The organism is Alphaproteobacteria bacterium HT1-32 (genome assembly GCA_009649675.1).
In the GTDB taxonomy this organism is placed as follows: Bacteria; Pseudomonadota; Alphaproteobacteria; order Rhodospirillales; family HT1-32; genus HT1-32.
Genome location: WJPL01000001.1, coordinates 632,257 through 649,311 on the forward strand (window position 1 = coordinate 632,257; position 17,055 = coordinate 649,311).

The window sequence follows — 17,055 nt, forward strand, 5'->3', positions numbered from 1 at the left end:
GGTTGTTATAGTCAGGTTCCGCATCCAATGTTTCGGTGCAGACCGAAGCATTCATATCAGCGACAGACTATCACAGGGCTCTCGCAAACAGGAGCCACCATCATGACCTCGTTCTTTGGCCGCCGGGTCGTCTTCTCAGCTTTCGTCCTCGCCATTCTGGGCTGGGGAATCGGATTTTACGGACCACCGGTTTTTCTTCATGCGGTTATTGAACGCACGGGCTGGCCACTGGTCTGGGTATCTGCCGCCGTCACCCTGCATTTCCTTGTCGGCGCCATTATCGTCGCAAACCTGCCTCGCCTCTATCGCAGGTTCAGCCTGCCTGTCATCACCACCGGAGGGGCTGCCCTGCTGGCCGCCGGGCTGTTCGGCTGGGCGCTGGCGGGCCAGCCCTGGCAACTGGTTCTGGCGGCCCTGGCCACCGGCGCCGGGTGGGTCACCATGGGGGCGGCGGCGATTAACGCCATCATCGCACCATGGTATAACCGACGACGCCCATGGGCACTGTCCACTGCCTATAACGGGGCGAGTATTGGCGGCGTCATTCTGTCACCACTCTGGGTGTTGCTGATCGATCACTACGGCTTTCCTGCTGCTGCCACGGTCATTGGCCTGACGGCAGTCCTGATCGTCGGCATCATGAGCCTGCTGGTCTTCAGAATCCGGCCCGCGGTGATCGGCCAGTTCCCGGACGGGGATACTGAAGCTGCTGCCTCTGCCGGTGCACCCACCCCGATATCTGCCCCCCTTCGGCTGACACGCGATCCGCGATTTCTGACACTTGCTGCCGGCATGGCCCTCGGCCTGTTTGCCCAGATCGGCATGGTCGCCCATCTGTTCAGCGTACTGGCCCCTGCCATCGGTGCACAGGCAGCCGGTTTCGCAATGGGACTGGCCACAGCCTGTGCCATCGCCGGACGCAGCATTGCCGTGCGGGTACTGGCCACCGGCCTGTCCCGCAGAACCGTCGCCGCCGGAAGCTACGGCGTACAGATTGCGGGCTCCCTGCTGTTTTTTCTGTCGGGCGACAGCACCGGGCTGGCCATCTGTGGCGTGGTCCTGTTCGGGGCAGGCATCGGCAACGCCACCTCCCTGCCACCGCTGATCGCCCAGTCCGAATTCCCGGCTGCCGAGGTGCAGAGGGTGGTCTCGCTGATCGTCGCTACGGGGCAGGCCTGTTATGCCTTCGCCCCGGCGATCTATGGCCTGATCCGAACCATCGGAACGAACGGCGACGGCCTGTTCTTTCTGGCGGTCGGCGGGGTGCAGATCATCGCCCTCTGCTGTTTTCTCAGTCGCGGGCAGCGAGCAGCAGCACCTCAACCCGGATAGGTTCATCGCCGTCATGCCGCATCACGGCCTGATCCCGCGACATGACATCAAACCCGGTCTCTGCTGCTGCCGTGGTCAGGAAATCGGGATGGAAGACATAGCGTATATGCTCTCCCATCCCGAACCGTGCGACATCGCCAAGCTCCGCCGTAAAGCAGAAATGCCCCCCGGCCCTGAGGCAGGACCGCACAGCCGTCATCAGGGGCAGCGGGTTGCCGATATAACCGAACACATCTGCTGCCACGACAAGATCATACCGACGATCTGTCCGCTTCAGAAAATCCAGCGCACTACAGGCTTCCAGCTGGCGGTATAATCCGCGTCGCTTTGCCTGCCGGATCATCTTTGGTGCGAAATCCATACCGTCGACAGCCCGGGCCCAGGGCTGGACCGCCTCACCGCAAAGGCCGGTCCCGCAACCGACATCCAGAATTTCCAGCAGCCCCCGCCCCGGCCCGAGTGACCCTTCGACCGAAGTCCGGATCAGGTCATGGCCGCAATAGCCCAGCTTCTCTTTCAGGTGCCACTCAAAAAAATCCGCGTAGTAATCAAACAGACCGGCATAGAATTCATCCGGCGGCGTTTCCGGTGTCTCGCCTTCCCCCATCGTCGACAGCACGAACGCCGCTTCCCGGTTTCCCGGATCCAGCCGCAGACATTGCCTGAACGCCTCTGCCGCCCCGTCACGGTCGCTGATGGTCGAACGCAGACGTGCCAGCAGCAGATAACTGCGTGCGCGATCCGGAAACCGTTCAATACCGGCAAGCTGCACAGCCTCTGCTCCCGGCATATCACCGCGCAACGCCGTGATTGCCGACAGGTGGTCGAAGGCTTCTGCAGGGGAATCCGGGCGGTTTGTCAGTTCCTCCAGCACCCCCGTCGCCTCGTCATGCTGGCCTGCATGGCCCAGTGCCAGCCCCAGATTACAGGTGATCATCGGGTGATCCGGAATCAGGCTGAGCGCCTGCCTGAAGCAATCAACGGCAACCTCATGCCTGTCGGTCGCCAGCGCAATATTGCCTTTCTCGTTCCAGGCGGAAGGATTGGCCGGATCAAGACCGAGCAGTCGATCATAGATCCGGTCAGCCTCTGCCAGATCACCCAGCGCGCGAAAGGCCGAAGCTGATATCTGCAGGGCCTCGCGGTGGCTGGCATCCCGTTCCAGTGTCTGCCCGGCGAAATCCCGGGCAACTTCCGCCCGGCCCAGCCGAAGGGCCAGGCGGGCCATCAGCGCCAGCCCCTCCGGGTCTCCGGGATGTGTGGTCAGCCAGTTCCGGACGCCGGCAACAGCTTCCCGCAACCGGCCGGCGGCTTCATCTGCACGTGCTGTTTCAAGCGCGGACAGATCCGGCCTCCCGCGACAGCCAGAATTTTTCAAACCGGTCCATCGCCTCTGATAACAGCCCGGTCGAGCTGGCAAAACACAGACGGATATTGCCGGCGCCCCCTGCCCCGAAGGTGTCGCCGGGGGCGAGCCCCACAGCCGTTGCCGCCATCACTTCCTTACAAAAGGCCAATGAATCCGTCATGCCCTCGACAGAGAAGAAATGATAGAAGGCGCCGTCCGGCAGCGGACAGTTGATCCCTTCCAGCCGGTTCAGCCGTTCATGTACCAGATCACGTCCCGCACGATAGCGGGCGAGGCTTTCCGCGATGAACGGCTCGCCTTTTTCCAGTGCCGTGATCCCGGCCCACTGCACAAAGGTGGTCGGTGCGGCAATATTGTATTCGCTGATCTTCTCCACCGTCCCCGTGAGATGCGCCGGACGGGTCAGCCAGCCCAGCCGCCAGCCGGTCATCGCCCAAGGCTTCGAGAAAGAATTCACCACCAGTACCCGGTCCTCCGGATCCGTCACTTCGAGGAAGCTCGGCGCATGTGGCCGATCATAAATCAACCGGGCATAGACCTCGTCAGCAACGATCCAGATGCCCCGCCTGCGACAGAATTCGAGCAGGGCCCGCTGCTCATCCGCTTCCATCGTCCAGCCGGTCGGGTTGTTCGGTGAATTGAGAAAGATCGCCCGTGTCCTGTCGTCACAGGCCGAGAACAGCCGGTCGAGGTCCAGTGAAAACCCGCCCTGATTGCGATCCAGCGCCACATCCCGCGTCTCACCCCCCATGATGCCGACCAGCCCGTGAATATTCGGCCAGACCGGTGTGACGAAAACCATGTTATCTTCCGGTGCAATCAGCATCTGAATGGAAATCGCCAGTGCCTGCATGCCGGATCCGGTAACTGTGATCCGCTCTGCATCCACATCAATGCCATAGACACGCCTGCTGTAGGCCGATAATGCCTCACGCAGTTCCGGGACACCGGAATTCGGCGCATAGAAGGTCTTGCCTTCTGCCAGCGCCCGGCTGGCGGCCTCACCGATGAAGGCCGGGGTCGGCTTGTCCGGTTCCCCGAACCACAGCGGGATCAGTCCGGGCAGATTGCGCCCCGCCTCATAGACTTCGCGAATACCGGATTCACGAAGGTTCTCGATATTGCTTCTGAGACCGTTCAGCTTGCCGCTCCTGTCACCATAAAATGTAACCTGTGCTTTCCGGCGTAGCTGAATACACTGTTTCTGTAAACCTGACTGTCTTCATCACGCGCCTGTTACAGAACGGGCGTCTCCGGCAACACATTCCTGTTTGCCCGATGACATTGCAGCGCACCATTATATATTCAGAGGACATTCGACGAGGAATGCGATCACATGCTGACGATATACGGCCTTAAAAACTGCGACACCTGCCGCAAGGCGCGCAAATGGATGGACGGCAAAGGCACCGACTACCGGTTTGCCGATCTCCGCGCAGACGGTTTTACACGGGAGGACCTCCGGCGATGGGTGGAAACCGTGGGATGGGAAACGTTGCTGAACCGTCGCGGAACCACATGGCGCGGCCTGAGTGACGATGCCAAAAACATTTCCGATGCTGAGGCTGCGACCGCTCTGATGGCCGAACATCCCGCCCTGATGAAACGCCCGATTTTCGATTTTGGATCATCTGTTATCGTCGGTTTTGCTGCCGCCCAGCAGGCTGAACTGGAGCAGTCCCTGTGATTCTGGACCGCGATTCGATCAGCAACGGGCTGATGGAAGAACTGGGACGCGAGGCTGGCAAACAGGGTTTGTTTGAACCTTTGTCCGATGCCGAACGTCATGCGGTCATGGAAAGATTACTCGCCGCACGGGAACCTGACGAAGCAGTCTGGGTCTTCGGCTACGGCTCTCTGATCTGGAATCCGGCCTTTCACTTTCTTGAACAAAGGAAGGTCGAGGTTCAGGGCTATCATCGGTCCTACTGTCTCTGGACCCCGCTCGGTCGCGGCACGCCGGAATGCCCCGGCCTGACGCTGGGACTGGAAGAAGGCCGTTCCGTGACCGGCGTTGCCTTTCGTATCGACGAGACGCTGGCCCGCGAAGAACTGATGATCATTTTCCGACGCGAGCTGATCTCCGGTGCTTACTCGGCAAAATGGGTAGATGCGACCTCTCCCGACGGCGACATCCGCACCATTGCCTTTGTGATGAATCACGACTACCCGCGCTATGCGGGCAAGCTGCCGGAAGACGAAATTGCCGCTATTCTGGCGACGGCCAGCGGCAAGATCGGCAGTTGCCGGGAATATCTGGAAAACACGGTCAGTCATCTCGACGAACTGGGCATTCCCGACCCTTACCTTCATGACCTCCTGAAACGGGTGCAAAACACCGCATGAGTCTTACCCGAGAGCAGATCAAAGGCGGCATCTTCGACCAGATGCGCCAGGAAGCCGGGCCGAAATACATGGCCGAACGACGCAGCCCGGAAGAATTTCTCCAGTCCCGCATCGACGCCATGCGGCGACGCCCGGCTGACGCAAAGGATGTCTGGGTTTTCGGCTACGGCTCGCTGATGTGGAACCCGGCGATGTTGCTGGCTGAAATGCGACCGGCCCGAATATACGGCTATCACCGTTCCTATTGCCTGAAATCTTCTTTCGGACGCGGCACCCCGGAATATCCGGGCATGATGCTGGGCCTGAAGCCGGGCGGTTCCGTTCTCGGGATGGCACTCCGGCTGTCACCCGAGAACATGGAAGAGGAACTGGAGATCGTCTGGAAACGGGAAATGTCGAGCGGTGCCTACAAGGCCCTCTGGCTGAAAACCTGGCTTGAGGAAGGCCCTGTCTGGAGCCTGTCATTTGTAATCAACCCGGAACATCCCAGATATATCTGCGACATGTCGGAAGAGGAGATGGCAGAGCGGATCGCAACCGCCGCCGGACGTAACGGCACCTGCCGGGAGTATCTCGAAAACACTGTCAGCTGGCTCAATGACATGGGCCAGAAGAACAGCCCCATGCACCGCATGCTGCGGCTGGTGCAGCAACGGGATCACGCAATAGCGAAAGGACACGACAATGGCTGACAAGATCACCAAGACCGACGCTGAATGGCAGGCTGAACTGACTCCGGAACAATATTATGTCTGCCGCAAGCATGGGACAGAACGCGCTTTCACCGGCCCCAACCATGACAGCAAGGAAGATGGTATTTACAGCTGCGTCTGCTGTGGTGAACCGCTGTTCGATTCAAAAACCAAGTTCGATTCCGGCACCGGCTGGCCAAGCTACTGGGCACCGCTGAGTGAAGAGTCCGTTGCCGAATATGAAGATCGCAAGCTGTTCATGAAACGCACGGAAGTACGCTGCGCCCGCTGCGACGCACATCTCGGCCATGTCTTCCCGGACGGCCCGCAGCCAACCGGCCTGCGCTACTGCATGAACGGCACCGCCATGACGCTGGAAAAGCGCAGCAAGGATTAGCCCCGGTCATAATTCCCGGATGGCCCGGCCTGTGCGGTACGGACAGTATCGGATAGAGCCGGGTCTTACAGGACGCAGTGCTTGGCGAAGTCGGCGATCTGATTGGCGGTCCAGTCGCCCTTTGGCTGTTCTTTCATCTCGGCACACCATTCGGGGCTGCCCACTTCCGGGCTGCAGGCGGCAAGGAAACCAAGGGTTGCCAGGACAGTCAGCAGTTTCAGCGAAGTCATATATATTATTCCTGTTCAGGTAGAAAGTTCGCGACGCCGGCCATCGAGATGACGGATGAAATCGCGAAGATTGCGGACAGCGCGGGGTCCATGCCGCGCCGAGATTGATGCTTCGCCATTGTCAGTATCCAGGATCGCACGCAGATCCTCGAACATGGCAGCAAACAGAATATGAAATTCAGCTTCATCGAAATACCAGGTAGCATCGGCACCGCCGGGGGTTGGCGGACCAAGATTAGAATCGACCACATTAATAAACCAGTTAATCCGCTTCGGCATATCATCAAAACGCCCGGCAATGGCAATCAGCAAGTCGGTGACCAGATCGACCGCTTCGTCATCGTCATAGACCACCTGCCAGTCGAAATCGCCGCGCGCAGTATCCTTCAGACGGTTGACGATCAGGCGGGCGCATTCCTGCGCCGCGTTGATCTCGTCTTCCCCCAGCATGGTTTGAAGCGCGGTGATGAAGGCCGGCACAATGCGGCGTGACAATTTGCCCGGTGGCGGTGCCTCGGCCCCTCTGGGGGCAAGCGCCCGGTCAAAACTGTTGACCAGCAGGCGTTCAACCACCTGTGTGCGGGCCCGGTCCCATTGCGACTGGAGCCACAGCGCGATCGCCTGATCCCAGGCTTTCTGATAGATGACATCAAGCCCTGAAATCGTGCTCTGATAGCTGTCGAACAGTTCGCGAATCTCCTGAACATCAAGCTTTCCGCCGGATTGTTCTGCTTCATCAACCAGAATTTCGGTGAAGAGCTGCAACACCGAATGGGTGGTGTCTGCGAACCTTTTTGGTCCCGGCCCCAGCGATTTTCCGTCTCTGCTCACCATAAGCACAATCCAACATTTCTTTTGCAAAGCTTACGGGGATATCCCGGCATGGGCCAGAGAGTTGCGAAATGCGCTGTAGCGTACCAACCGTCGTTATTGACGCGGCTCGTTCCGCTGCCTATTGATCGCGGATCATGACGGACAAACTCAGCATAGCGATCGCCCAGATCAATCCAACCGTTGGCGACATTGACGGCAACGCCCAGCGCATCCTCGCGGCCCGCATGGATGCCCATAAAGCAGACCTCGTCGTCTTCAGTGAACTGGTTCTCTGCGGCTATCCGCCGGAAGACCTGGTTTTGAAGCCCGCCTTTCAGGAACGGATCACCGATGTGGTGGGGGAACTGGCCCGCGCAACGTCGGATGGCGGCCCGGCCATGATTGTCGGCACCCCCTGGCGCGTTGGCGGCAAGCTGTACAATGCCGCCCTGCTGCTGGATGGCGGAGAGATCGCCGCTGTCCGCCTGAAATGGGATCTGCCCAATTACGGCGTGTTTGATGAAAAGCGGGTTTTCGAAGCCGGCCCAATGCCCGGGCCGGTGAACTTCCGCGATGTCCGTATCGGCATCATGATCTGCGAGGACATGTGGAAACCGGACGTAACGGAATGCCTGGAAGAATCCGGCGCAGAATTTCTGCTTGTCCTGAATGGTTCCCCCTTTGATGAGAAGAAACATGAGCAGCGCCTGAATCTGGCCGTTGCCCGTGTTACAGAATCCGGCCTGCCGCTGGCTTATGTGCATCAGGTTGGCGGACAGGACGAACTGGTGTTCGACGGGGCCTCCTTTGTCATCAATGCAGACTGCAAACCCGCCGTGCAGCAGCCCGCCTTCGTCGAAGATATCGCGATGACCACATGGTCACGCACTGGTGACGGCTGGCAGTGCGAACCGCAGAAACTGTCGCCGGTTTCCAGCGGTTTCGAGGCGATGTATTCCGCCATGATGCTGGGCCTGCGCGATTATGTGAACAAGAACGGCTTCCCCGGCATCATACTTGGCCTCTCCGGCGGTATCGACAGTGCCCTGTCAGCGGCAGTCGCTGTTGATGCACTGGGCGCAGACCGGGTGCATTGCGTGATGATGCCCTCCCCCTATACCAGTCAGGACAGTCTGGATGATGCGGCAGAGGTTGCCCGTCTGCTTGGCACGAAACTGGACAGCATCAGCATTGAGCCGGCCATGGCCGCCTTTGGCGAAATGCTGGCACCGTCCTTTGAAGACACCCAAAGCGGCGTGGCGGAAGAAAACATCCAGTCGCGGACCCGTGGCCTGATTCTGATGGCACTGTCGAACAAGCATGGTGCCATGCTGCTGACCACCGGTAACAAGTCGGAAATGTCGGTCGGCTATGCGACGCTGTATGGTGATATGTGTGGCGGCTATTCCGTGCTGAAGGATGTCTACAAGACAGATGTCTTTGCCCTGTCGGAATGGCGCAATGCCCATGTCCCGGCCGGCGCGCTCGGCCCCGATGGCCCGGCCATGCCGGAACGGGTTATCACCAAGCCCCCTTCGGCAGAACTGAAGCCGGACCAGACCGATCAGGACACCCTGCCGCCTTATGATATCCTCGACGGTATCCTTGAGGCACTGGTGGAAGAAGAACAGTCGGTCGAATCCTGTATCGCGAGCGGCTATGACGAAGCCGTAGTGCGCCGTATCTGGCGTATGCTTGACCGGGCGGAATACAAACGCCGCCAGGCCCCGCCGGGGGTCAAGGTCACTACCCGGAACTTCGGCCGCGACCGACGCTATCCCATCACCAACGGCTTTACCCGTCACATTTGAGACGCAGGCAAGGCCGGTATATAACCACCCTCATCCTGAACCCGTTCAGGATCTTGTCCGACTGGCCTGAGCCTGAATGAGCCGCTGCGGCGGAACAACCGGGATCCAGGAACAGGTTCTGGATGAGGAAACCAATTGTGGAATTCGACTGATGACCCTGACGATTTATGACACCGCCTTGCGCAAGAAGGTTCCGTTTGAGCCGATAGACCCGGCGAATGTGCGGGTCTATGTCTGTGGTCCGACCGTCTATGATCTGATCCATATCGGCAATGCGCGGCCGCTGGTCATCTTTGATGTCCTGTTCCGGCTGTTGCAGTCACAGCACGACCGGGTGACCTATGTCCGGAACATCACCGACGTTGAAGACAAGATCAACGCCCGCGCCCGCGACAACGGCGAAAGTATCCGCGACCTGACCGAACGTACCGCCGCCCAGTTCCGTCAGGATGCCGCAGACCTTGGCTGCCTGCCGCCGACTGTCGAGCCGCGGGCAACCGAACATATCGCGCAGATGATCGACATCATCTCGTCCCTGATCGCCAATGGTCATGCCTATGAGAAAGACGGTCATGTGCTGTTCAATGTGCCTTCCTGGGATGACTATGGCCGCTTCGCCAACCGGGACCGCGACGAGATGATTGCCGGCTCCCGCGTCGAAGTTGCCCCCTACAAGAAAGACCCTGCCGACTTTGTGCTGTGGAAACCCTCGCTCGGGGATGATCCGGGCTGGGACAGCCCCTGGGGATTTGGCCGGCCCGGCTGGCATATCGAATGCTCGGCCATGAGCCGCGAGCATCTCGGTGTTGATTTCGACATTCATGGCGGCGGACAGGATCTGATCTTCCCGCATCATCAGAACGAAGTGGCGCAAAGCCTTTGCGCCGCGCCCGGCAGTCGTTTCGCCAAATACTGGATGCATAACGGCTATCTGATGAGCGAAGGCGAGAAGATGTCGAAAAGCCTCGGCAACTTCTACACCGTCCGCGACCTGCTCGACGAATTTCCCGGCGAGGCCCTCCGACTGGTCATCCTGCAGACCCAGTATCGTCAGCCGCTCGATTTCTCGAAGGATAAATGCCGCGAGGCGAAGATCACGCTCGACCGCTTCTATACGGCGCTGCGGGCCACATCGGATGCCGCCGGAGCAACGGCAGAACCGGACGCTCACCTGCTGGAGGCGCTGGCCGACGACCTCAATTCACCGCTGGCCCTGAGCCATCTGCATGCGGCATTGCGCAGTCTGAACACGACAGAAGACAAGGCAGAGGCACGGGCGCATCTGCTCGCGGCCGGTGCCGTGCTTGGCCTGTTACAGCAGGATCCGGAAGACTGGTTCCGCTGGACGGCAAAGGGATCGGACGATGTGGATGAGGCTGAAATCGAAGAACTGATTGCTGCCCGCGCGGAAGCCCGGAAGGCCCGCGATTTTGCCGGAGCGGATCGCATTCGTGACGATCTGGCTGCCCGCGGCATCATTCTGGAAGACGCCGCCGGCCAGACCACCTGGAAACGGGCCGGTTAATCAGGACCGCTCACGGGAACAGCGGCGGAACCCGTACCGGTTCCGCCGCCTCCGTTCTTACAGCCGTCGTTCGATGGCGTTCCAGACCAGCGCCGACAGATCAACATTGTCATATCGGTCGATTTCCTGAATGCCGGTCGGTGAGGTCACATTGATCTCGGTCAGATTGCCGCCGATCACATCAATGCCGACAAAAATCTGCCCCTGTTCCCGCAGGACCGGGCCGATAGCTTCACAGATTTCCCTGTCACGTTTGCTCAGTCCGGCCTGAACCGGCCGGCCACCAACATGCATGTTTGAACGTGCCTCACCTTCTGCCGGGATACGGTCGATCGCACCAACCGCCTCCCCGTCAACCAGAATGATGCGCTTGTCGCCCTTACGGACATCCGGCAGATACTGCTGGGCCATTACCGGCTCGCGGGAGTTGCCTTCAAACATTTCCAGCAGGGAAATCAGGTTCTCGTCACCCGGTTTCAGGTGGAACACTCCGGCCCCGCCATTCCCGAACAACGGCTTGACGATGATGTCCTTGTATTCCTCACGGAACGCAATGATGTCGGCGCGGTTGCGGCTGATCAGCGTCGGCGGCATCAACTCCGGGAACAGGGTTACGAACAGTTTCTCCGGTGCATTTCGAACCGACACCGGGTCGTTGACCACCAGTGTTTTCGGATGGATATGCTCAAGAATATGGGTCGCCGTGATGTAGGACATGTCGAACGGCGGATCCTGACGCATCAGGATGACATCGAAGGTCGACAGATCGACAATCTCAGTCTCGCCCAGACTGTAATGATTGCCCGCCTCCCGGCGGAGCGTCATCGCCTGACCGCGTGCGGTAACCTTGCCATCCCGCCAGGAGATGTCGAAAGGATGGTAATGAAACAGCGAATAGCCGCGCTTCTGCGCTTCGAGAGCCAGAGCGAAAGTGGAATCGCCGTTGATATCGACGGTCCAGATAGGGTCCATCTGGATGGCGACGGATTTTGTCATTTGGGTTCAAGCCTTACCGGTGGTGTTACCGGTTAATGTAGCCGCGCCCGCAATTCGTGCAAGAGAACCGATGCCCGATAGCGTGCATCATCCGTATCAACCCGCAGCAGATAGCATTCCAGCGAGGCAATCGCGGAGGGAATATCGCCGACGCGGGCCTGCATCAGTCCGGCTTCACGCCAGAGCGTCTGCTCATCCGGCGCGAAAGCCAGCATGCTCTGCACTACCTTCAGGGCTTCCTCAATATGCCCGTTCTGCAACAGTCGCAGTTTCACATTGTTCTGCAGCCGCAGCAGGATCTGCCGGTCATCAACGGTACGGTAATGGTCGGGGTGCAGTTCAGCCCCCGGCCCGGACAGAGCCTTCAGCAGGTTCCGCAGATCGGGTGTGCGCAGCAGCTTGCCGCCATTGAACGGGTCGACAATCAGGCGTTCTCCGTCTTTTTCGACGCGAACCAGAAAATGACCCGGGAAATTCAGCCCCGCCGCCTGATATCCGGCGCCCCGTGCCGCATGGATATAAAGGATCCCCAGAGATACGGGCAGACCGCATTTGCGGTCCATGACGCGCATCAGATTGGCGTTCTGCAGATCATCATAGGTACGTTCATCACCCCGGTAATTTTCTTCACGGAACAGAACATCATTTACAGCGGCGATAACCTGAACGGCGCCCGGATCATCATTGCTCTGAAGCTGTTCACCGGTGCGGGCTGCCAGATGGTCGAGCAGACGACGGTAGCGATCCAGTCCGACACCCGGCCGGTCCAGCGCAGCCAGCAGCAAAGCAGCCTCGCCAAGGTCAAAGCGGACGCCGTCACCGGCGGCAAAGGCACCAAGTGCCTCATGTATCTGTATGCTGTCGGTCACTGGGCCGTTCGCTCGGCAGACTGTGTGCCCCGTGGCAGGCTGATATGATTGACGACCTTCGTCACCCCTTCAATGTTCCGGGCGTGATTGAGGGCAACATCCAGTTCCTTCTGCGACCGGCCTATGCCGAACAGATAAACCACACCATTCACCGTTTCGATCGTATAGTTGATATTGCGGACATCACGGTCGAACAGCAGCTTCGTTTCAAGCTGGGTGCTGATCCAGCCATCCTTTGCGGAATCCAGCATGCTGAAATCCTCGACAACCTGCGTCTCGTTGATGACCTCGCGCACGCCATTGACCTTCCAGACCAGCGCGCCGGCGGCATCCCGCTTTTCCGTTTTGTCGACAACGCCGGTAACCAGAACCCGGCCGTCATGAACTTCGCGTGAAAGTTTTGCGACCATCACATGGTCGTATTTGAACCACTGATCGAAGATATCCAGCGAAATTCTGGAATCAGTCGCTGCGGTTTCAATGCCGCGTTCCTGCTGGGAATACACACCTGCTGTGGCACCAACCCCCAGCGCCGCACCAATCGGTGTGCAGGCAGTGGCCAGCGACAGCATCAGGAACGAAAATCCGGCTTTTGCAAAACAGTCCGCCCGGAGCATCAGATGTTTCATTTCATTAAGACCCTGAATCGTTGATCATGGCAGCCGGTTTTTACCAGTTTCCGGCTGAAACGCGGCGACGGTATGGCAAGGCCACCCCAGTTCAGCAGTCAGAATGACGTCAAAGCGTAAACAAAATGCTGCGAAATCCGGGTGACCGGAAATAAACCAGCCTGCGGCCCGGATGATGCGCTGCTGCTGACGCGGGCTGACCGCCGCAAGCCCGACCGCCGGGTCGGTTCTGTGTTTGACCTCGACGAAGGCCAGCAGCCTGCCCCGGCGTGCGATGATATCGATCTCCCCGGCTGGCGTCCGGCATCTGCGGGCAAGAATGCGATACCCCTTGAAACGCAGAAACCAGGCGGCGATCCACTCTGCCCGCCGTCCAGCCCGTTCCGAGCGCCGGCGGCTACGCCGGCTCACCGGCCTTTCTGCAGATCCAGCGCCCGGCGATAGACTTCCTTGCGGGGCAGACCTGTCAGCTCCACCACTTCATCAACCGCATCCCGCAAACTGGCAGAACCCAGCGCTTCGGTCAGGGCTTCATCAAGATCAATGACGTCTGTCGTATCGTCCGCGACGGGCGGTCCGACAACCACAACGATCTCTCCCTTCGGCGGCCCCTCGGAGTCGTAATGGGCAATCAGTTCGTCCAGCGAGCCACGCCGGACCTCTTCAAACTTTTTGGTCAGTTCCCGGGCGACGGCCGCAGAACGAGGCCCCAGCGCCTCACGCATGTCGGCAAGCGATGCCGCCAGCCGCCGCGCAGACTCAAAGAATATCAGCGTTGCCGGAACCGCCGCCAGTTCTGCAAACCAGCTGATCCGGGCATTGGTCTTCGACGGGGCAAATCCGGCAAACAGAAACCGGTCACTGGGCAGGCCGGACAAGGCCAGTGCCGTGGTTGGTGCAGAAGCACCCGGCAGGACCGTTACATTAAGGCCACGTTCCACCGCCTCACCGACCAGCCGGTATCCGGGGTCCGAGACCAGCGGCATGCCGGCATCACTGACCAGCGCCAATGCCTCCCCAGCTTCAAGCCGGGCCATCAGCTTCGGACGGACGGCCTGGGCATTATGTTCATGATAGGCCTGCATCGGCCGCTTCAGGCCATGCAATGTGAACAGTTTGCCGGTGACGCGGGTGTCCTCGCACACCACCAGATCGGCAGCGCCCAGCACTTCCAGCGCCCGCAGGGTGATGTCTGCCGCGTTCCCGATCGGGGTCGCGACAATATACAGGCCGGGATCAATGGACCGGGTTGCATCAGTTTTATCAGCTCTGGCCATAATTTCGCCCTGTCCTTCCGGTTTACTTCCCATAACGCCATCGCTACCTTGCATCCGCCCGTGAACCAGGAGGGATTGCCCGTGCATCGCAGGTCTTTCCGACAGCCAGCTTATTCCGGCCTCAGAGCCGGTTTTATCCTCGCCGCCCTTAGTCTTGGGTTAATGGCCTGTGCTGCCCGGGATAACGGGCGCATTCCCGAAGGCGACGCCATTGCCAAACCGACTGCCCCGGCAACGCCCGGAGATACGGGTGCCACGACCGGGACACCAGAGCAAGCCGGTCGTCCGCGTGGCGGCTATCAGGTCCCTGAAGGTTTCGACTCGCGGCTGGACGCAACCCCGGACAGCACGTCACCCGAAACCCCGCAACCACCGACAACTTTTATCGACAGCAGCGACGAGGGCAAGGTTCGTGTCGCCCTGCTGCTGCCGCTGAGCGGCGATGCGGAGACCATTGGCAAGGCAATGATGAACATTGCAACGCTGGCCGTCTTCGACCTCGCGGATGACCGCTTTGATCTGCGCCCGCTGGATACACAGGGCACACCGGCTGGCGCGCGGGCTGCCGCCGAACGCGCCGTCTCGGAAGGTGCCCAGCTGATTCTCGGTCCCCTGTTTTCAGCCTCCTTTGCGGCTGTCACGCCGGTTGCGCGGGCCGCCGGTATCAATGTCATCGGTTTTACCAATGATCTGAATGTTGCCGGACCGGGTGCCTATGTCATGGGCTTCACCCCGGAGCAGCAGATTGACCGGGTTGTCGCCGCCGGACTGGAAAGCGGTGCCCAACGCTATGCTGCCCTGCTGCCAAGCAACGCCTATGGCCAGCGCATCGCGCAATCACTGCGGTCAGCCATTGCCTATCGTGGTGGCGAAACCGGCGATATCGTTTTCTATGACCCTGCCGCCGAGGATATCAGTGGCATCGTCCGCCAACTGGCAGATTACGACCAGCGCGCCGCAGAACTGAAGAAACAACGCCGGGAACTGGCCGGGAAAACCGATTCCCTGTCAAAATCGGTCCTGAGACGGCTGGAGAATCTGGATACGGTCGGTGATCCGGATTTCGATGCCATCATTCTGGCAGAAGGCGGCGGTCGCCAGCGGGCCATTGCGGCGCTGCTGCCCTTCTATGACATTGATCCGGGCCGGGTCCGGGTGATGGGCACTTTCCTGTGGGATCAGGATCCGTCGATCGGCACTGAGCCGGCACTTACCGGCGGCTGGTTTGCCGCACCTGAACCGGCAGGCCGTGAAGACATCTGGCGGAGCTATCGCAGTGTTTTTGGCACCACGCCGCCGCGTCTGGCCTCTCTGGCTTATGACGCCGCCGCACTGGCCGCTGTTCTGGCCCAGGGCGAGGGCGGTCCCAGATTCGACAGCGAAACCCTGACCACCCCGACCGGGTTTCAGGGCACAGACGGACTGTTCCGGTTCCGCCCGGATGGCCAGTCAGAGCGCGGTCTGGCCGTTCTCGAACTGACGCGGGCCCAGCCAACGGTCGTCTCGCCCGCCCCGCGTACCTTCAGTGATGCCATAAATTAACGGGCGAAACCGGCACTTGCATAACAAAAACGAATACCCTCCTGAAAAATTGGTATTTGTTGTAATACGATAAACAGCGTTAACCTCTCTTCGTGGCTGGCAGTCTGTCCGTGTTCTGCGGCGAAACTGCTTTAGCCTGATCATTTTGAGGGAGAGTTTCTATGCGCATGAAAACAGCCTTGGTTTCATTCATTGCCGCTGCCACGCTTGGTGCCGTTACGGCCAGTGCGGCAGACATCACCATGCGGCTGCACACGCTGGTCAAGTCGCCGCATCCGTACAACGACATGGCGGATTCTTTCAAGAAAGAGGTCGAGGCCAAAAGCGGCGGTTCGCTCAAGGTTAAAATCTTTGATTCCGGCACGCTCGGTAAAGACCCGGCTGTTCTTGGCGAAATGAAGCTGGGCACGGTCGATCTGATTATCGGCTCCAGCAGTAACGCCGTGAAGCAGGTTCCGGAATTTCAGGTCTTCAGCCTGCCGTATCTCTATCCCGGCTTTGACTCGCTGATGAAGTCCGTTGCCCCCGGATCACCGGTGTTTGAATATTATGAAACGGTTTATGCAAACCGTGATCTCGGCATCAAGCTGCTGTCCATGGGCGCTTCCGGCAACCGTCACATGTCGAACGCCAAGGGCCCGGTGAACAGCGTTGCCGATATTCAGGGCATGAAAATGCGCACCCCGCCGTCACCGATGATTGCGAAAACATGGGAAGCGCTTGGCACACAGCCGGTATCCGTCGCCTGGACGGAACTCTACGCTGCCATTCAGACCGGTGTTGCCGATGGTCTGGAAAGCTCGATTGCCGGTTACAAGGGCTCCAAGCTCTATGAAGTTGCCCCTTATCTGGCACTGACGGGTCATACCATTCAGGTCAATCATTTCTCGGTTTCCAGCAAGACCTGGGACAAGCTGTCGGACGAGCAGAAGAAGATCGTCAGTGATGCCGCTATTGCCTCACAGGATTATGGCGTCGCCAAAACCCGGGAATATGAAGATGCCTTCATTAAATCCCTGCAATCAGAAAACGGCGTCACCGTTACCCGTCCGGATACAGCAGAGTTCATCTCGAAGCTGTCTGCGGTACAGGACACGCTGGCAACCGAACTGAAGCTGGCCGAGCCGTTCGCTATTATCAAAGCGAACCGCTGAATACCTGCTGCCGGGCGCTCCCCATCGCGCCCGGCAGCATCTTTTTGATTACTGAACTGTAAACCGGCGTCCC

The 17,055-nt window shown here is 59.4% G+C and carries 18 protein-coding genes; 9 read left to right on the forward strand and 9 right to left on the reverse strand.

Annotated elements, in window-relative coordinates; genetic code table 11:
- The first annotated feature begins 102 nt into the window (after positions 1 to 102).
- Positions 103 to 1,332: an MFS transporter gene (locus GH722_02970; GenBank protein MRG70716.1), complete on the forward strand. Its 1,230-nt coding sequence runs from the start codon at positions 103 to 105 to the stop codon at positions 1,330 to 1,332.
- On the opposite strand, the gene GH722_02975 is transcribed toward GH722_02970, so the two are convergent.
- Positions 1,292 to 2,710, reverse strand: coding sequence for a tetratricopeptide repeat protein (locus tag GH722_02975; GenBank protein ID MRG70717.1), 1,419 nt, complete (start codon positions 2,708 to 2,710; stop codon positions 1,292 to 1,294). The two genes, GH722_02970 and GH722_02975, sit on opposite strands and share 41 nt — an antisense overlap.
- Complete coding sequence (locus GH722_02980) at positions 2,664 to 3,842, reverse strand: aminotransferase class I/II-fold pyridoxal phosphate-dependent enzyme (GenBank protein ID MRG70718.1); 1,179 nt, start codon at positions 3,840 to 3,842, stop codon at positions 2,664 to 2,666. Before GH722_02980 ends, GH722_02975 begins: the two co-directional genes overlap by 47 nt.
- Positions 3,843 to 4,037: 195 nt before the next feature.
- On the opposite strand from GH722_02980, the gene GH722_02985 reads away from it, so the two are divergent.
- Genes GH722_02985 through msrB form a run of 4 tightly spaced genes read left to right on the forward strand, consistent with a single transcriptional unit; the run spans position 4,038 to position 6,136 of the window.
- Positions 4,038 to 4,388 carry an ArsC family reductase gene (locus GH722_02985; protein ID MRG70719.1) on the forward strand — a complete coding sequence of 117 codons (351 nt, stop codon included), beginning with the start codon at positions 4,038 to 4,040 and terminating at the stop codon, positions 4,386 to 4,388.
- Positions 4,385 to 5,047, forward strand: coding sequence for a gamma-glutamylcyclotransferase (locus tag GH722_02990; GenBank protein ID MRG70720.1), 663 nt, complete (start codon positions 4,385 to 4,387; stop codon positions 5,045 to 5,047). Before GH722_02985 ends, GH722_02990 begins: the two co-directional genes overlap by 4 nt.
- The gene (locus tag GH722_02995; GenBank protein MRG70721.1) at positions 5,044 to 5,739 is read left to right on the forward strand and encodes a gamma-glutamylcyclotransferase; all 696 of its coding nucleotides are present in this window, start codon (positions 5,044 to 5,046) and stop codon (positions 5,737 to 5,739) included. The genes GH722_02990 and GH722_02995 overlap by 4 nt, the downstream gene beginning before the upstream one ends.
- On the forward strand, positions 5,732 to 6,136 hold the full coding sequence (gene msrB, locus GH722_03000; protein ID MRG70722.1) for a peptide-methionine (R)-S-oxide reductase MsrB: 405 nt from the start codon (positions 5,732 to 5,734) through the stop codon (positions 6,134 to 6,136). Before GH722_02995 ends, msrB begins: the two co-directional genes overlap by 8 nt.
- A gap of 65 nt (positions 6,137 to 6,201) precedes the next feature.
- Here msrB and GH722_03005 read toward each other — a convergent pair whose 3' ends face one another.
- The gene (locus GH722_03005; GenBank protein MRG70723.1) at positions 6,202 to 6,366 is read right to left on the reverse strand and encodes a DUF3012 domain-containing protein; all 165 of its coding nucleotides are present in this window, start codon (positions 6,364 to 6,366) and stop codon (positions 6,202 to 6,204) included.
- Between the two features lie 15 nt (positions 6,367 to 6,381).
- Positions 6,382 to 7,200 carry a hypothetical protein gene (locus tag GH722_03010; protein MRG70724.1) on the reverse strand — a complete coding sequence of 273 codons (819 nt, stop codon included), beginning with the start codon at positions 7,198 to 7,200 and terminating at the stop codon, positions 6,382 to 6,384.
- A gap of 134 nt (positions 7,201 to 7,334) precedes the next feature.
- On the opposite strand from GH722_03010, the gene GH722_03015 reads away from it, so the two are divergent.
- Positions 7,335 to 8,990 (forward strand): NAD+ synthase, encoded by a 1,656-nt coding sequence (locus GH722_03015; GenBank protein ID MRG70725.1) that lies wholly within the window; start codon positions 7,335 to 7,337, stop codon positions 8,988 to 8,990.
- Between the two features lie 151 nt (positions 8,991 to 9,141).
- The gene (locus GH722_03020) at positions 9,142 to 10,515 is read left to right on the forward strand and encodes a cysteine--tRNA ligase (protein MRG70726.1); all 1,374 of its coding nucleotides are present in this window, start codon (positions 9,142 to 9,144) and stop codon (positions 10,513 to 10,515) included.
- A 57-nt stretch (positions 10,516 to 10,572) separates the two neighbouring features.
- Here the strand turns inward: GH722_03020 and gshB are convergent, their stop codons facing one another.
- Genes gshB through rsmI form a run of 5 tightly spaced genes read right to left on the reverse strand, consistent with a single transcriptional unit; the run spans position 10,573 to position 14,286 of the window.
- Complete coding sequence (gshB, locus tag GH722_03025) at positions 10,573 to 11,511, reverse strand: glutathione synthase (protein MRG70727.1); 939 nt, start codon at positions 11,509 to 11,511, stop codon at positions 10,573 to 10,575.
- Between the two features lie 32 nt (positions 11,512 to 11,543).
- A complete protein-coding gene (locus GH722_03030; protein ID MRG70728.1) occupies positions 11,544 to 12,380 on the reverse strand; it encodes a tetratricopeptide repeat protein in 837 nt (278 codons plus the stop codon).
- On the reverse strand, positions 12,377 to 13,009 hold the full coding sequence (locus tag GH722_03035) for a BON domain-containing protein (protein MRG70729.1): 633 nt from the start codon (positions 13,007 to 13,009) through the stop codon (positions 12,377 to 12,379). Before GH722_03035 ends, GH722_03030 begins: the two co-directional genes overlap by 4 nt.
- A 24-nt stretch (positions 13,010 to 13,033) precedes the next feature.
- Positions 13,034 to 13,420: a YraN family protein gene (locus GH722_03040; GenBank protein MRG70730.1), complete on the reverse strand. Its 387-nt coding sequence runs from the start codon at positions 13,418 to 13,420 to the stop codon at positions 13,034 to 13,036.
- Positions 13,417 to 14,286 (reverse strand): 16S rRNA (cytidine(1402)-2'-O)-methyltransferase, encoded by an 870-nt coding sequence (gene rsmI / locus GH722_03045; GenBank protein ID MRG70731.1) that lies wholly within the window; start codon positions 14,284 to 14,286, stop codon positions 13,417 to 13,419. Before rsmI ends, GH722_03040 begins: the two co-directional genes overlap by 4 nt.
- An 81-nt stretch (positions 14,287 to 14,367) precedes the next feature.
- Here rsmI and GH722_03050 point away from each other — a divergent pair, with 81 nt between their 5' ends.
- Positions 14,368 to 15,828: an ABC transporter substrate-binding protein gene (locus GH722_03050; GenBank protein MRG70732.1), complete on the forward strand. Its 1,461-nt coding sequence runs from the start codon at positions 14,368 to 14,370 to the stop codon at positions 15,826 to 15,828.
- A gap of 161 nt (positions 15,829 to 15,989) precedes the next feature.
- The gene (locus tag GH722_03055) at positions 15,990 to 16,982 is read left to right on the forward strand and encodes a DctP family TRAP transporter solute-binding subunit (GenBank protein ID MRG70733.1); all 993 of its coding nucleotides are present in this window, start codon (positions 15,990 to 15,992) and stop codon (positions 16,980 to 16,982) included.
- The last annotated feature ends 73 nt before the right edge of the window (positions 16,983 to 17,055 follow it).

What these genes read in the sequence shown, in the direction of transcription:
- GH722_02970 (MRG70716.1), top strand. Translation starts at nt 103, where the DNA reads ATGACCTCGTTCTTTGGCCGCCGGGTCGTCTTCTCAGCTTTCGTCCTC.
- GH722_02985 (MRG70719.1), top strand. Translation starts at nt 4,038, where the DNA reads ATGCTGACGATATACGGCCTTAAAAACTGCGACACCTGCCGCAAGGCG.
- GH722_02995 (MRG70721.1), top strand. Translation starts at nt 5,044, where the DNA reads ATGAGTCTTACCCGAGAGCAGATCAAAGGCGGCATCTTCGACCAGATG.
- msrB (MRG70722.1), top strand. Translation starts at nt 5,732, where the DNA reads ATGGCTGACAAGATCACCAAGACCGACGCTGAATGGCAGGCTGAACTG.
- GH722_03005 (MRG70723.1), bottom strand. Translation starts at nt 6,366, where the DNA reads ATGACTTCGCTGAAACTGCTGACTGTCCTGGCAACCCTTGGTTTCCTT.
- GH722_03010 (MRG70724.1), bottom strand. Translation starts at nt 7,200, where the DNA reads ATGGTGAGCAGAGACGGAAAATCGCTGGGGCCGGGACCAAAAAGGTTC.
- GH722_03015 (MRG70725.1), top strand. Translation starts at nt 7,335, where the DNA reads ATGACGGACAAACTCAGCATAGCGATCGCCCAGATCAATCCAACCGTT.
- GH722_03020 (MRG70726.1), top strand. Translation starts at nt 9,142, where the DNA reads ATGACCCTGACGATTTATGACACCGCCTTGCGCAAGAAGGTTCCGTTT.
- gshB (MRG70727.1), bottom strand. Translation starts at nt 11,511, where the DNA reads ATGACAAAATCCGTCGCCATCCAGATGGACCCTATCTGGACCGTCGAT.
- GH722_03035 (MRG70729.1), bottom strand. Translation starts at nt 13,009, where the DNA reads ATGAAACATCTGATGCTCCGGGCGGACTGTTTTGCAAAAGCCGGATTT.
- rsmI (MRG70731.1), bottom strand. Translation starts at nt 14,286, where the DNA reads ATGGCCAGAGCTGATAAAACTGATGCAACCCGGTCCATTGATCCCGGC.
- GH722_03055 (MRG70733.1), top strand. Translation starts at nt 15,990, where the DNA reads ATGCGCATGAAAACAGCCTTGGTTTCATTCATTGCCGCTGCCACGCTT.